This window comes from Myxococcales bacterium, assembly GCA_016703425.1.
GTDB lineage: Bacteria > Myxococcota_A > Polyangia > Polyangiales > Polyangiaceae > JADJCA01.
This window is the reverse complement of record JADJCA010000007.1, coordinates 516,306-529,494: the sequence shown is the minus strand read 5'-3', so window position 1 is coordinate 529,494 and position 13,189 is coordinate 516,306. Positions and strand designations below refer to the sequence as shown.

The window sequence follows — 13,189 nt, the reverse complement described above, 5'->3', positions numbered from 1 at the left end:
GAATGAGCCGCGGCGCGTGAGCGCGAGGCGCGAGCGGGGAGCCTTCGGGCTTCCCGCGTCGCTTTGTGCATGCCTTCTGACGTCAGCGTCGGCGAGCGGGAATCAGGCGAGCGCGCGAGTTGACGACGAGCGTGCCGAGTCGCGTCGAGACGCTGCACTCCTTGACCTGCGCATGGAGCGCGCGCACGGCCGTCAGGAGCGCGTGGGCGAAGAACGCGCTGAGCAAGACGCCGATGTCTTCGCCCTGATAGAGCGCGACGACCAGCGCGAGGCCAACGGCGTAGACGGCGAGCAGCGACAAGAGGCCCGTGCGGCGCCGCGCTTCGTCAAACTCGGCCCAGTCGGTGGCTTGAATGGGGCGCCGCGGCGGGGCGGACGAGCGGGCTCGGGAAGCCGTGGAAGAGACCGGAATGAGAAAGTGAGACGAGGCGCTCATGAGTACTCCTGGGCGTTAATCTCGTCGGTGCACGAAGTGTGCGCGGGTGGCGGACATCTGCCCGGCCGTGAATTGTCAATGATTTCCGGGTGCGGCGCCGCTCATGGCGGGTCCATTCCGATCCACGTTGTCCCTGGCGCGCTCCCACGAGGCTTGCGTACCGTGGTGGCCTCCCTCGGGCGAAGGACCGCTTGTGAAAAAACCTGATCGCCGAATTGCCGAGCTGACCGAGAAGTACAACCAGGCCTCCGAGCGCGATCGGCCCAGGGATGCGCTCGCCGCGCTCCGCGAGCTCGAGTCGCTCGATGCCATTGACGCGCGGTGGTCTCATCGCCTCGGCGACGCGCTCCGGCGCCTGGGGGACCTGAAGGACGCCGAAGAGGCTTACGTCCGCGCCATGGAGCGCTACGCGGCGCAGGGCTTCGTCACCAAGAGCCTCGCCATGGCGAAGGTCGTCGAGTCGCTCAACCCGTCGCGGGCCGTCGCCCACGAGGTCGACGCCGAGCCGGCCCGCTCGCTGATGGTGAAGCCTCCCATCGAGCCGCTCTTCGAACGCGCGGCCGTGCTCACGCCGGCGGCCGAGCCTTCGAGCGAGGAGCTGCGCTTCGACGATGGGCCCTCCACCTCGCACATCTACGATCTCGCGCCGCTGCGCGGTGACGCCGAGCCCTCCGTCATCGAAGTCACCGACGACGATCTCATCCTCATCGAGGACGACGACGAGCGCTCGACCGCGGAGGGAGAAGCGAAGATGGCGGCCTGCGCGCTCTTCGCGTCCGTCTCCGCCGATGCGCTGCGGGCCCTCGCGGGCGCCGCCGAGCTCATCGACCTTTCCGCGAACCAGGTGGTGGTGCGGGAAGGGGAGCCGGCCGACGCGTTCTTCGCCATCGCATCCGGTGCCGCGCGCGTCGTCTTCCCCGGGGGTGGCGCGTTCCCCGACGGCATTCGACTTCGCGAGGGGGAGATCTTCGGTGAGTCGTGTCTCCTCGGCGACGCGCGAAGGCAAGCGACGGTGGTGGCCGACGGGCACTTGCTCGCGCTGCGCATCGGCAAGAGCAAGCTCGATGGCATCGTGGCGGCCCACGCCGATGTAGAGGCTGCGCTCTACGGCTTGCTTACGCGGCGGCTGCTCACGAACACGCTCCACGCCTCGCCGCTCTTCGCGGCGTTCGATCCGCCGACGCGACTCGAGATCGCGCGCAGCTTCGAGGTGAGGCGAGCGCCCGTCGGCACGGTCCTCGCCGAGAAGGGCAAGCGCGCCGACGGCCTCTACATCGTCTTGGCAGGCGAGATGAGCGACGACGCGTCAGGGCAAAAGCTGGGTCGGGCAGCCACCTTTGGTCACGGTTCGCTGCTCTCGCGGACGCCGTCCTCGGTGACGCTCACGGCGGCGACCGAGATGCTCCTCTTGCGGCTCCCGCAGGCGGCCTTCTCCATGTTCGTCGCGATGTACCCGCCGGCGCTCTCGCACCTCGCGGAGCTCAGTGGGGATGTCGCGGTGCCGGTGGCGTGAGCGCGGGGCATGAAACACCGTGCACGTCCACGGACGTCCAGGAGCACGGGCACGTTCACGGGGGGAGGGGGAGCATTTACGGGGCCTAGGCACTGACGTAGAGGAAATTCATGCGGCACCTGATCGCGCTCATTCCCGGCGACGGCATTGGCAAAGACGTTCTCGCAGAGGCGAGGCGGCTGCTCGTTCATTACAAGGAAGACCGCAAGCTCGACCTTGAGCTCTGGGATCTCGACCTCGGCGCCGATCGGTACCTGCGCGACAAGGTCACGTACCCCGACGACGTGCGCTCGCGCATCGAGCGCGAGGCGTCCGCGGTGCTCCTCGGTGCGCTGGGCGACCCGCGCGTGCCCGGTCTCGAACACGCGCGCGACATTCTCTTCGGCCTCCGCTTCGGCCTCGATCTCTACGCCAACGTGCGGCCCGTCAAGGCGCTCGACGACCGGCTCGTGCCGCTCAAGGGCAAGGGCGCCAAGGACGTGGACCTCGTGGTGTTCCGCGAGAACACCGAAGGCATCTACGTGGGCATGGGCGGGCAGTTCAAGCGCGGCACGCCTGACGAGATCGCCATCAACGAAGACGTGAACACGCGCAAGGGCGTCGAGCGCATCATTCGCGCCGCCTTCGAGTACGCCAAGGCGCACGGCCACAGCGTCGTCCACATGGCCGACAAGTCCAACGCCATGCGGCACGCGCATGAGCTCTGGTACCGCTGCTTCTTCGAGGTCGCCAAGGAGTACCCGGGCATCGAGCCGAAACACGTCTACGTCGACGCGCTGTGCCTCTACCTCGTGCAGGATCCGTCGCCGTTCAAGGTGGTCGTGACGTGCAACTTGTTCGGCGACATCGTGACCGACCTTGGCGCCGCGCTGCAGGGCGGCCTCGGCATGGCCGGCAGCGCAAACCTGCACCCGGGTGTCCCGGACCGAGTCGCGATGTTTGAACCGGTCCACGGGTCCGCGCCGCCGCTCGCTGGCAAGGATCTTGCCAATCCGTTCGCGGCGTTCCTGACCGTGGGCATGATGCTCACCCACCTTGGCTACAAGGGCGAGGAAGCGCGCATCGAAGCCGCCGTGTCGGAGGCGCTTCGCGAGCGTAAGTGCACGAAAGATGTGGGCGGCGAGCTGGGGACGCGGGCTGCCGCCGACTTTGTGCTTGGCCGCATCCAACGATCGGCCTGAGCCCGTGTCCTAGCCCCCGTTGTCCTGAGGCCGCTCGCCAAATCTTTTTTCCCGAACTCGGGAACTTCCTCGTCCCCCGCTTGTCTCCACTACTTACGCGGCCTCTCGCGAGGACCCGTTTTGTGAGAACGTTTGTCGTCGTCACGCGTCTAACGAAGACTTGGCGGCCTCGTGCTGCGTTCGTGGACGATTCGGGAGGCTGAATGAGCGGAGTGGCGTGGAATGCGTGGGTGCTTGCGGCGGTCTTCGGCCTTTGGCTCGCCAGCGGGACCCAGCGCGAGCGCCCCCTCGTCGCCACCGATCGCGCGGACATCGTCCGCACCCTCGAGGCCCGCGTCGCTGAGGCCCCCGCCGATGTGTCGGCGCGTCGCGATCTCGCGCAGGCCTACCTCGATGTTCGCGCGCCGGGCCTTGCGCTCCGTGCCATTGAAGCGGCGCCCGAGCGCGTGCGCCACGAGCCGTCGGTCGAGCATGTGTACGCTCGCGCGCTCGCCGAGAACGGTCGCTCCGGCGACGCGCTCTTGGCGGAGCGCCGCGCCCTCGCCGCCTGCGACGACGACACGCGCACCTGCGACGCGTGGTTCATCGCCGCCGCGACGCGTCGCGCCGACTTCTTCTCTGAGCTCGTTCACCGCGGTATCGAAGACGCACAAGCCCATCCCGAGATGAGCGCGGTCGCCTACCACAGTGCAACGAGGCAGGCGCGCCTCGCCGTTCGATGACGAGGGGCGCATGACGCCGTCGTCGCGTCCGCCGACGGCCCTCGCTTGCGCGTGGGTTGCGGCGGCGGGCCTCGTGACGATGGGCTGCGCTCGTCCCCCGCAGGCGAAGGTCGCGGTCCGTCCCGCGTCGCACGACGACTCGCACGATGACGTCGCGCCGCGCGCGCCGTCACGGATTCCCTTCGCGCTGGCGACCCGCGAGGACGCCATCGTTCGCGTCGTCGTTGCCGGCCGTTCCTCTTGCAGCGGCACCCTCGTCGATGAGGATCTCGTGCTCACGGCGCACCACTGCGTCGTGAAGAAGTCCGACGCCGGCGAGCTCACGCCTACCAAGCACCGCGCCGAAGAGATCACAGTCGAGCTTGGCGGTGACGACATCGCTTGGGGGCAGGTCAGCGTGAAACACGTCGTGACGCCGCCGTGCGGCCACGGCGGCGGTCGCGGCGACGTGGCCGTCTTGGTGCTCGAGCGGAAGCTCGTGGGCGTGGCGACCATGCCCACGCGGCTCGACGCGCCGCCTCACGTGGTCGTGGCGCCGCAGTCGCAGGCGCCGGCGTCGCTTCACGCGGCCATGGAGGCGGCGGTGCCGAACAAGGCGAAGCACATCGCGCAGGCCGATCCCATCGGCTTTGGTCGCTGCGCGTCGTCGGCCGGCGGTGTGCATCGCCGCGCCCGCACCGGCGGGGACATCGAGACCGTTTCGAGCGGCACGTTTCGATTGAAGGCCTCCGTGTGCCCTGGCGATTCCGGCGGGCCCGTCTTGCTCCGTGGCACACAGGAGATCGTGGGCGTCATGAGCATGAGCGCGATGGACGGCGACGAGCGGACGGCCGGCATGTCGATCGTCGCCCGCATCGACGCGGTGCGGCCGGTCTTCGCGCAGGCACGAGCCATCGCCGATGGCGCGTCGCCGGCCGAGCTTCCGCCGATCAGCTGTCCGTGAAGCGACGCGGCGCTCGCGCGCCGCTACCGCTGAGCGTCCGACGCTTCTGACGCGTGCGGCTCATCGTCGTCGTTCTTCCAACGCACGAGCTCGGCGGCGATGGCGATGGCGATCTCGTCAGGCAAGCGCGCCTTGATGTCGAGGCCAAGGGGCATGCGAACCCGTTCGATGTCGCGCGCTGCAACGCCTTTCGCCTCCAAGCGCTGCCGCGTCCGTTCCGCCTTCGCGCGACTGCCGACTCCGCCAACGAAGCGGAAGCCCCGCCCGAGCGCCCACTCGATGGCCCGCTGATCGAGGCCGTGATCATGCGTCATCACGAGGCAGACGCCCCGGGGATCGATCTCTCTTCCGGCGTCGTCGAACTCCCCCACAACGACGCGCGCCGTTGGGAACCGCGCCGCGTCGGCCCACTCGCTGCGCTCATCGACGACGGTGACGGCGAAGCCGAGCCTCGCGAGCGTCGGCGCGAGGGCGCTCGCCACGTGGCCGGCGCCCACGATGAGGCACGGCAAGAGACCCGATAGCGGTTCGATCAACATCGTCACCCTCCCGCCGCAACACATGCCAAGCTCGGCGCCGAGTTTGTACGTCACCACGCGGTGCGCGCCGCGGCGAAGCACAAGCTCGTTTAGGTCTTCGAGGACGCGGCGCTCGAGGCCGCCGCCGCCGACGGTGCCGAGGCACGAGCCGTCGGCGCCGAGGTAGAGCTTCTGCCCTTCCGTGCCCGGTGCCGAGCCGTGGCGTTCGATGACCGTGGCCATCGCGCCCGAGACGCCCGCGAGGCTCTTGGTCCCGGCCAAGTGGAGGACCTCGGCGGCTCGTGCGCCCCGCGGGAGCGGAAGAGCGTCGCCGTCTTCCTTAGCCATGTCAGCCGCCGATGCCGCGCATCGAGACCTTGGCGGCGCTGGGCTCGGTGCATCCCTTCCACACGTCGCCGTCGGGCTTTTCAGCCCATGCGCGTGTGACCGCTTCGGCGATGGCGCCTTCGTCACCGCCTTTGGCGATCTCGCCCGCGGCGACGCCGTCGTTGGTCGCGAGGCAAGGCCTTAGGACGCCGTCGCTGGCGACGCGAAGCCGATCGCAACCTTGGCAATAGGTGTCGCTCGTGCCGCTGATGAAGCCCACGCGGAGCGTCGCGTCGTGGCGTGCGCTGACGTATTTGGCCGGACCGCGATCGGGATCGACGCGTCCGTCTTCGGCGATGAGCAGGTGGGCGAGCTTCGACTTCATCTCGGCGGCCGTGACGACGCGGTCCTTGAGCTTGGCGCCTTCCCCGATTTGCATGATCTCCAGGAACCGCGGCTCGATGCCGCGCTCCCAAGAGAAGCGCACCAGCTCCTCGAGCTCGCCGTCGTTCTCGCCGCGCATGATCACGGCGTTGAGCTTCAGGCGTGAGAAACCGGCGGCTCGCGCTGCCTCGATGCCGCGAAGCACGGTGTCGAGGTTGCCGCCGCGGGTCATTCACCAGAAACACGCCGAGTCGAGCGTGTCGAGCGAGATGTTGATGCGCTCGAGGCCGGCCTCCTTGAGCGGTCGCGCGAGCTTGGCGAGGCGCGTCGCGTTGGTGGTCATGGCCAAGTCGTCGAGGCCGAGCGAGGCGAGAAAGCCGATGGCTTCGAGGATGTCGCCGTGGAGAAGCGGCTCACCGCCCGTGAGTCGCACGCGCCGCACGCCAGCGCGCACCAGGCCGCGGATCATGACCTTCCAAGCCGCGAGGTCCAGCCGCTCGTCTTTGTAGCCGTCCTTCTTGTGTGGGCGGCAGTAGACGCACGCGAGGTCGCAGCGATCGGTCAGCGAGAGTCGAACGGATCGGGGCGCCACCTTTGCCGCTGGCTTCGCCGACGGCTCTCTCCAAAGGGGAAGCGCGCGCACGGCCCGAGTCTAGCCGAATGTTCGATGTTTGGGGCTGCGGCGAGGTCCCGTCGGAGCGGCCGGTCGGTGCTCGACGTCCGACGCTCATCGTCGCTACGATGCGCCGATGTCGAACGCGCCGGACGCGCCGCCGCCTGCCCAAAGCGCCGCCAATCCCCCCAGTCCGCTCGCTACCCCGCTCGCGTGGGACCTCGTCGCCGACGATTACACCGCGGAGCTCGTTCCTCAGTTTGAGCGCTTTGCGAGCGATGCGCTCCGCCTGGGCGGCACGAAGCCTGGCTCGCGCATCCTCGACGTCGCTACGGGCCCCGGCTCTTTGGCGCTGCTCGCCGCCCCCACTGCCGCGAGCGTGGCCGCCCTCGATTTCTCCGAGACGATGATCGCCCGCCTCCGCGATCGCGCCGCCGCCGCGTGCGTCACGAACGTCGAGCCGCGCCTTGGCGACGGGCAAGCGCTCCCCTACGACGACGAGTCCTTCGACGCTGCGTTCTCGATGTTCGGGCTCATCTTCTTCCCTGATCGCGTCCGTGGTCTCTCGGAGATGAGGCGCTGCCTCGTGCCCGGTGGGCGTGCCGTCGTTGCGAGCTGGAAGCCCTTCGATGACGTCCCCATCATGAAGCTCTTGTTCGCCATGTTGCGTGAAGTGCTGCCGCACTTGCCCTTTGGTCAGGGCAAGGCGCCGCTCGGCAGCGTCGACGAGTTTCAGACCGAGTTTGCGGCCGCCGGCTTCGCCGCCGTAGATGTTCACCCGGTGAGCCACGGCGCCGACGCGCCGAGCACGGCGGACCTGTGGGCCTCCTTCCAGCGCACCCTGGCGCCGCTCGTGCTGCTCCAGCGAAAGATGGGTGCCGCTGCGTGGGCGCCCGTGCGAGAGCAGATGGGCAAGCGCCTCGAAGAGGAGCTCGGTGCCGGGCCCCAGCGCATGGACCTGCACGCGTGGCTCGGCGTCGCGTCTCGATGACGCCCGCCGAGGTGCACGCTACGCTCGCCGGCGATGGCGACCGACGAGCTGACTCACCTTAACCGCGCGGGTGAAGCGCACATGGTCGACGTGGGCGACAAGCCGGTGACGCTGAGGCGCGCCGTGGCGCGGGCGCGCGTCACCATGGCGGCCGAGACGTTTCGCCGCCTCTCAAGCGGCGACACACCGAAGGGGGACGTCCTCGCGGTGGCGCGAGTGGCCGCCATTCAAGGCGCGAAGCGCACCAGCGAGCTGATTCCGCTGTGCCACCCGATCCCCCTGACGCGCGTCGACGTCGCCATCGCCCTGGTCGATGGCGGCGCTACCGTCGAGGTCACCACCGAGGCGCGCGATCGGACCGGCGTCGAGATGGAGGCCATGGTCGCCGCCTCCACGGCCGCGCTGACGCTCTACGACATGCTCAAGGGCATCGATCGAGGCATGTCCTTCGACGTCGCGCTCATCGAGAAATCCGGCGGCAAGAGCGGGCACTTCGTTCGCGAGGCGCCGTGAAGGTTGCCATTCGAGAAGCACGCTTGTCGGTTGACGAGGTGATCGACGCTGTCGCGAGGCCCTCCGCGGGCGGCCTCTCGGTCTTCATCGGCGCCGTGCGCAATCACAGCGACGGACGTGAAGTCACGAAGCTCGAATACTCGGCCTACGTGAGCATGGCGGAGCGCGAGATGGCGCGCATCGCCGAGGAGATTGAGCGCGAGGTCGAGGGGACCGTCGTCTCGGCCATTCACCGGGTTGGGGAGCTCGCCGTTGGTGACGCCGCCATCGTGTGCGCCGCCAGCGCGCCTCACCGCGGCGAGGCGTTCCGTGCGTGCCGGTTGCTCATCGATCGCATCAAGGAGCGGGTGCCGATCTGGAAGCGCGAGACGGGGCCCGACGGGGCCGCGTGGGTCGGCTGGGTCGACGCGCGCTGCGCCGCCGATGGGCACGACCACGCGCACGAAGCCGGCGTTGACCACAACGGACACGAGGGTGCTTGAAGCGCTCTTTCAGGACTTTGTGGGAGCGGAGGCCTTGACGTCTCCTCCGGCCTGTCAGGGCGGACGCTCGCGAGCCTCAGCCGCCAGCGACCGGCGGGATCAATGCGACGACGTCGCCGTCTTCGAGGGGCTCCGCGTTCGTGGCGAAGGTCTCGTTGCGCGCGAACCGCACCGCTGAGAGGCGCCCGGCGAGGGGGGCGTGATGGGCCTCGAGCCACGCCGCGAGATCGGCGATCGTCTTGACGCTGGGCGCCAGTTCCACGCGCTCTTCGTCTTTGCCGACGAGGTCTTTCACGGCGGCAAAATAGAGGGACCGTGATCTTCAAGTCTTTCCCCGTGCCCGTGCCCGTGCCCGTGCCCGTGCCCGGTCCGCCCGCGCAGCAAATCCACCGCGTGCTCCAAGACCGGCGCGATGAGCGCGCACGCTCCGAGCCGCACCGCCGCCGTGCTCCCCGGCAGCGACGCGACGAAACACGTTCTTACCGTCCCCGCGGTCGCGCGTGACAACATCGCGCGCGGGCCGATCTCCTCCCACGAGAGTCTCCGAAAGGCTTCGCCGAAGCCGTCGATGCGCTTCTCGAAGAGCGCCTCCACCGCCTCGAACGTCTGATCGCGCGGCGCGATTCCCGTGCCGCCCGACAAGACGACGGCATCGGCCTCGTCTCCGTCAACCACTTGGCGGATCAGCGCCGCGATGCGGGCCGGGTCGTCGGGCACAATTTCGTGTCGCAACAGGGCGAACCCGCGCAGCTCCTCGCGGAGCGCTTCTCCCGACCGATCGTCCGACGGCGTGCGCGTGTCACTCACGGTGACGGTGATGATGCGGGGTGGCACGGGCCGATGGTACGCTCCGCTCCCCATCATGTGCGGAATCGTTGCCTACGTTGGTCCCAAAGAGTGCGCCACCATCCTCGTCGAGGGCCTGCGCAAGCTGGAGTACCGCGGCTATGACTCGGCGGGCCTCGCCGTTCAGACGGGTCGCGGCGTCGAGATCGTGCGCGCCGTCGGCAAGCTCGCCAACCTCGACGCGGCGCTCAAGAAGACGCCGCTCGTGGGCATCGCGGGCGTGGGCCACACGCGCTGGGCCACGCACGGACGCCCCAGCGAGGCCAACGCCCACCCGCACGTCGCCGGGAAGGTCGCCGTGGTGCACAACGGCATCATCGAAAACCACGCCGAGCTCCGCCGCGAGCTCGAAGGCAAAGGCGTGCGCTTCTCGAGTGACACCGATACGGAGATCGTCGCGCACCTCATCGACGAGGCCGACCGCGCTTCGTCGGGGCCGCTCGACGCCGCCGTGCGGACGGCCCTCCGCCGCGTGCGCGGCGCGTACGCTATCGCTGTCGTGCACGGCGATCGGCCCAGCGAGATCGTCGTGGCGAAGGACGCCTCGCCGCTCGTGATCGGCCTCGGCGAAGGCGAGACGCTCGCCGCCAGCGACGTGCCGGCGCTCCTGGCGCACACGCGCGACGTCATCTTTCTTGAAGACGGCGAGCTCGCGGTGTTGACGGCGGCCGGTGCGGCCATCACCAAGCTGAGCGGCGAAGTCGTGACGCGCGCCAAGAAGCGCATCGACTGGTCGCCGTCGCAGGCAGAGAAGGGCGGCTACAAGCACTTCATGCTCAAGGAGATCTACGAGCAGCCTCGCGCCATCGAAGACACGCTACGCGGGCGCATCGATCGCGGCGTCGACGTCGTCGGCGAAGAGCTCGGCTTGAGCGCCGAGGCGGTCTCGAAGATCGGCCGCGTGTATTTCGTCGCGTGCGGCACGAGCGCCCACGCGGCCATGGCCGGTCGCTACTGGATCGAGCAGCTCGCGAAGCTCCCATCGACGGTGGAGATCGGTAGCGAGGTCCGCTACCGCGAGCCCGTCTTTCTGCCGACGGATCTCGTCGTGGCCGTCAGCCAGAGCGGCGAGACCGCCGACACGCTCGCCGCCGTGAAGGCCGCCAAGGCCGCCGGGGCGCGCATCCTCGCCGTCGCGAACGTCTTGGACAGCGCGATCCCGCGCGCCGCCGACGGCGCGCTCTACACGCATGCGGGCCCAGAGATCGGCGTCGCTTCGACGAAGTGCTTCACGACGCAGCTCGCGGCGCTCTTGCTCCTCGCGGTGTACATCGGTCGCCGCCGCGGCGTTTTGCCGCCGGAGGAGGCCAAGCGCATTCTTGACGAATTGGTGCGCGCGCCCGCGTACATCCGCGAAGTGCTCGAGCAAGCGGAGATGATCAAGCGCATCGCGAAGCGCCATCACCGCGCGCTTCACATGTTGTTCCTCGGTCGGGGCACCGGCTATCCGGTGGCTCTCGAGGGAGCGCTCAAGCTCAAAGAGATCTCGTACATCCACGCCGAGGGCTACGCCGCCGGCGAGATGAAGCACGGCCCCATCGCGCTCATCGACGAATCGATGCCCGTCGTTGTCGTGGTGCCGCGCGACGCGCACTACGAAAAGACGCTGTCGAACCTGCAAGAGGTGAAGGCGCGCGAAGGGCACATCATCGCCGTCATGACGCGCGGCGATCACGAGGTCTTGCAGCTCGTCTCCGATCAGCCGGTGATGCCGCCCGTGTCGGACCGGTTCTCCGGGCGCCCGCCGTCGCAGCTCAGCTTGCCCGACGTCGTCGAGGTGCCCCCTTGCGCGCCGGAGATCTTGCCGATCATTACGGTGGTGCCGCTGCAGTTGTTGTCCTATTTCATCGCCGATCTCAAGGGCACCGACGTCGACCAACCGCGCAACCTGGCGAAGACGGTCACGGTGGAGTGAGGCGGCCGGAACAACGGGACCCCATGGGACGGAGCGCCGCCGGAAGGATCAGGCCGTGCCGGCGCGCTCGCGCTCGAGGAGCACCACGCGACCGTTGACGTTGAGGACCTGCGCGCCGCCGCGGATGTCCGTCATGGGCTCGCGCCAGTAGAGGTGGCCGCAGACGACGAGCATCTCGCCGCTCCGATCGAAGGCCTGGCGAATGGACGCGTGGCCGCGGAGCTCGCCTCGTTTCGCGTCGGGTCCCTGGTGAAGTACGACGAGCGCGGGCTTTTGGTCGAGGACCCGGCGAAGGGCGCGCAGGTATTCCTTCTCCTCGCGGCGCCCGGGCTTTGACGCGTCGCCGATCATGTACCCCACGCCGCCGACGCGCACGCCGTCGAGCACCACGCAATCGCCGTCCAAGAGGTTGACGCGACCCTGCGCCGCGAACCGATCGCGCTCTTCGCGCACGTCACCGAAGGTGTCGTGGAGGCCGGCGACGCCGGCGACCCAGCGGTGCCGACCCGCGAACGCATTCCAGACGGGCCTCACGTCTCCGGAGACGCCGAGCTCGTCGGCGTTCGGCGCGCTGTAGAGATTGCCCGCGAGGACGACGCCGACCTTCGAGAGCGGTGGGATCGTGCCGCGCTCCGCGAGGAGCGAGAGCTCCTCCGACAAGACCTCGCCGACGAGGCGGGTCGCCTCACGCGATTGGAGCATCGCGATGCCCTGAAGATCGGACGCGACAACGAGCGCCTCGACTCCTTCGGGAAGGCCCCGGATGACGCCTCGATGGACCTGGAGGCTCTTGGCCTCGGACTTTCCTCCGCCAGCGGCCACGCGCTGCTGAATCGTGTGAATGGGGGCGGCGTCGATGCTCAGGATCTTCATGCGTGCGGGGAGCGTAGTCCTTTGCGGGCCGGCGCGTCGATGCAAGCGCTAGGGGCGCACGAAGACGACGAGATCGTCGATGCGGATCTTGACGGGCGCCGCGCCGTATTGGCTGCCGATGGCCACGGTGAAGGCACGACGTCGCTCGAAGTCTTGTCGAGCTGGCCGATCTCCACTGCCGCCTGAGCCGGCTCGGTCTTGGAGAAGACCGTCTTGCTCTTTTTCGCGACGAGCTCCACGGTGAACGCCTTACCGGTAAGGCCCAGGCAGGCGGAGCCGCCGTCAAAATTGCGAAACGCGCAAACGCTCTGGGGCCCACTTTCAAAATCCTGAAGGACGAATTGGTGCCTCAGGCCGACGGGGTCGACGTACGTCAAGAAGCTGATGTACGTGTACCCACCCGCGTCCAAGATCTCGGCGTAGCCGTACGGCTCGACCTCGACCTTGGCCTGAATCACGATCGACGCGTTGGCCCCGATCGCCGAGTTCGCGTAGGACCAAGCGAGCTGTGCTTGGTCGCCGGCGGCGAGGTCGACCTCGAGGAACTTGTTCGAGTCTTGCTTGTCGACGATGATGCCGCCGTCGCCGGCTCCCTTCAACGTGACGCCTGCGTCACCGAGCACGTTCTTGTTGAGGGCGTTGGGCCCTTCGAAGTCGAGGCAGAGGGCGGCCCCATCGACGGTGTCGCAAAACGTGACGACGGGAACGTCCGCGTCGGAGAGGAGGCCACCGTCGCCAGCCGCATCGGCTTCGCCAGCCTCCACGACGGCCGTCGCCGTCGCGTCTGCGCCCCCATCGTTCGGCGCCGGCGCGTCGCGCTCCTGGAAACTGAGGAGCGCCTGGCAAGCCGTGGCCGACGCGGCCAACGCAAGCGTAACGCTCGACAGTCGCATGGGCGCAGCATAGCCGAACGGACTCGCCCTCTTCTTCAA

16 protein-coding genes are annotated in these 13,189 nt (G+C 68.7%); 8 read left to right on the top strand and 8 right to left on the bottom strand.

All coding sequences use genetic code 11. The features are described from left to right. Nucleotides 1-82 precede the first annotated feature (82 nt). Nucleotides 83-436: a hypothetical protein gene (locus IPG50_14250; GenBank protein ID MBK6693350.1), complete on the bottom strand. Its 354-nt coding sequence runs from the start codon at nucleotides 434-436 to the stop codon at nucleotides 83-85. A gap of 193 nt (nucleotides 437-629) precedes the next feature. Here IPG50_14250 and IPG50_14245 point away from each other — a divergent pair, with 193 nt between their 5' ends. The 4 genes from IPG50_14245 to IPG50_14230 all read left to right on the top strand — a co-directional run bounded on the left by IPG50_14245 (nucleotide 630) and on the right by IPG50_14230 (nucleotide 4,795). After that, on the top strand, nucleotides 630-1,949 hold the full coding sequence (locus IPG50_14245) for a cyclic nucleotide-binding domain-containing protein (protein ID MBK6693349.1): 1,320 nt from the start codon (nucleotides 630-632) through the stop codon (nucleotides 1,947-1,949). A 110-nt stretch (nucleotides 1,950-2,059) separates the two neighbouring features. Beyond that, nucleotides 2,060-3,130, top strand: coding sequence for an isocitrate/isopropylmalate dehydrogenase family protein (locus IPG50_14240; protein ID MBK6693348.1), 1,071 nt, complete (start codon nucleotides 2,060-2,062; stop codon nucleotides 3,128-3,130). Between the two features lie 203 nt (nucleotides 3,131-3,333). Beyond that, nucleotides 3,334-3,852, top strand: coding sequence for a hypothetical protein (locus IPG50_14235; protein ID MBK6693347.1), 519 nt, complete (start codon nucleotides 3,334-3,336; stop codon nucleotides 3,850-3,852). Between the two features lie 10 nt (nucleotides 3,853-3,862). Beyond that, nucleotides 3,863-4,795 carry a trypsin-like serine protease gene (locus tag IPG50_14230; GenBank protein MBK6693346.1) on the top strand — a complete coding sequence of 311 codons (933 nt, stop codon included), beginning with the start codon at nucleotides 3,863-3,865 and terminating at the stop codon, nucleotides 4,793-4,795. 23 nt (nucleotides 4,796-4,818) lie between these two features. Here the strand turns inward: IPG50_14230 and IPG50_14225 are convergent, their stop codons facing one another. The 3 genes from IPG50_14225 to IPG50_14215 are packed head-to-tail and all read right to left on the bottom strand — an operon-like array spanning nucleotide 4,819 to nucleotide 6,667. Further along, complete coding sequence (locus IPG50_14225) at nucleotides 4,819-5,661, bottom strand: XdhC family protein (GenBank protein ID MBK6693345.1); 843 nt, start codon at nucleotides 5,659-5,661, stop codon at nucleotides 4,819-4,821. 1 nt (nucleotide 5,662) lies between these two features. Continuing rightward, nucleotides 5,663-6,256 (bottom strand): hypothetical protein, encoded by a 594-nt coding sequence (locus IPG50_14220; GenBank protein MBK6693344.1) that lies wholly within the window; start codon nucleotides 6,254-6,256, stop codon nucleotides 5,663-5,665. Next, complete coding sequence (locus tag IPG50_14215; protein ID MBK6693343.1) at nucleotides 6,257-6,667, bottom strand: radical SAM protein; 411 nt, start codon at nucleotides 6,665-6,667, stop codon at nucleotides 6,257-6,259. Nucleotides 6,668-6,773: 106 nt separating this feature from the next. Here IPG50_14215 and IPG50_14210 point away from each other — a divergent pair, with 106 nt between their 5' ends. The 3 genes from IPG50_14210 to IPG50_14200 are packed head-to-tail and all read left to right on the top strand — an operon-like array spanning nucleotide 6,774 to nucleotide 8,623. Next, on the top strand, nucleotides 6,774-7,628 hold the full coding sequence (locus IPG50_14210; protein ID MBK6693342.1) for a methyltransferase domain-containing protein: 855 nt from the start codon (nucleotides 6,774-6,776) through the stop codon (nucleotides 7,626-7,628). Between the two features lie 33 nt (nucleotides 7,629-7,661). Continuing rightward, nucleotides 7,662-8,141: a cyclic pyranopterin monophosphate synthase MoaC gene (gene moaC / locus IPG50_14205; GenBank protein ID MBK6693341.1), complete on the top strand. Its 480-nt coding sequence runs from the start codon at nucleotides 7,662-7,664 to the stop codon at nucleotides 8,139-8,141. Between the two features lie 8 nt (nucleotides 8,142-8,149). Continuing rightward, nucleotides 8,150-8,623 (top strand): molybdenum cofactor biosynthesis protein MoaE, encoded by a 474-nt coding sequence (locus tag IPG50_14200; GenBank protein ID MBK6693340.1) that lies wholly within the window; start codon nucleotides 8,150-8,152, stop codon nucleotides 8,621-8,623. 76 nt (nucleotides 8,624-8,699) lie between these two features. On the opposite strand, the gene IPG50_14195 is transcribed toward IPG50_14200, so the two are convergent. Next, nucleotides 8,700-8,918 (bottom strand): MoaD/ThiS family protein, encoded by a 219-nt coding sequence (locus IPG50_14195; protein MBK6693339.1) that lies wholly within the window; start codon nucleotides 8,916-8,918, stop codon nucleotides 8,700-8,702. Then, a complete protein-coding gene (locus IPG50_14190) occupies nucleotides 8,915-9,487 on the bottom strand; it encodes a MogA/MoaB family molybdenum cofactor biosynthesis protein (protein MBK6693338.1) in 573 nt (190 codons plus the stop codon). The genes IPG50_14195 and IPG50_14190 overlap by 4 nt, the downstream gene beginning before the upstream one ends. Between IPG50_14190 and glmS the strand changes: the two genes are divergently transcribed. Next, nucleotides 9,486-11,384, top strand: coding sequence for a glutamine--fructose-6-phosphate transaminase (isomerizing) (gene glmS, locus IPG50_14185; GenBank protein ID MBK6693337.1), 1,899 nt, complete (start codon nucleotides 9,486-9,488; stop codon nucleotides 11,382-11,384). The genes IPG50_14190 and glmS overlap by 2 nt on opposite strands. Nucleotides 11,385-11,432: 48 nt before the next feature. Here the strand turns inward: glmS and IPG50_14180 are convergent, their stop codons facing one another. Continuing rightward, complete coding sequence (locus IPG50_14180; GenBank protein ID MBK6693336.1) at nucleotides 11,433-12,257, bottom strand: metallophosphoesterase; 825 nt, start codon at nucleotides 12,255-12,257, stop codon at nucleotides 11,433-11,435. After that, complete coding sequence (locus IPG50_14175) at nucleotides 12,254-13,150, bottom strand: hypothetical protein (GenBank protein MBK6693335.1); 897 nt, start codon at nucleotides 13,148-13,150, stop codon at nucleotides 12,254-12,256. The genes IPG50_14180 and IPG50_14175 overlap by 4 nt, the downstream gene beginning before the upstream one ends. Nucleotides 13,151-13,189 lie beyond the last annotated feature (39 nt).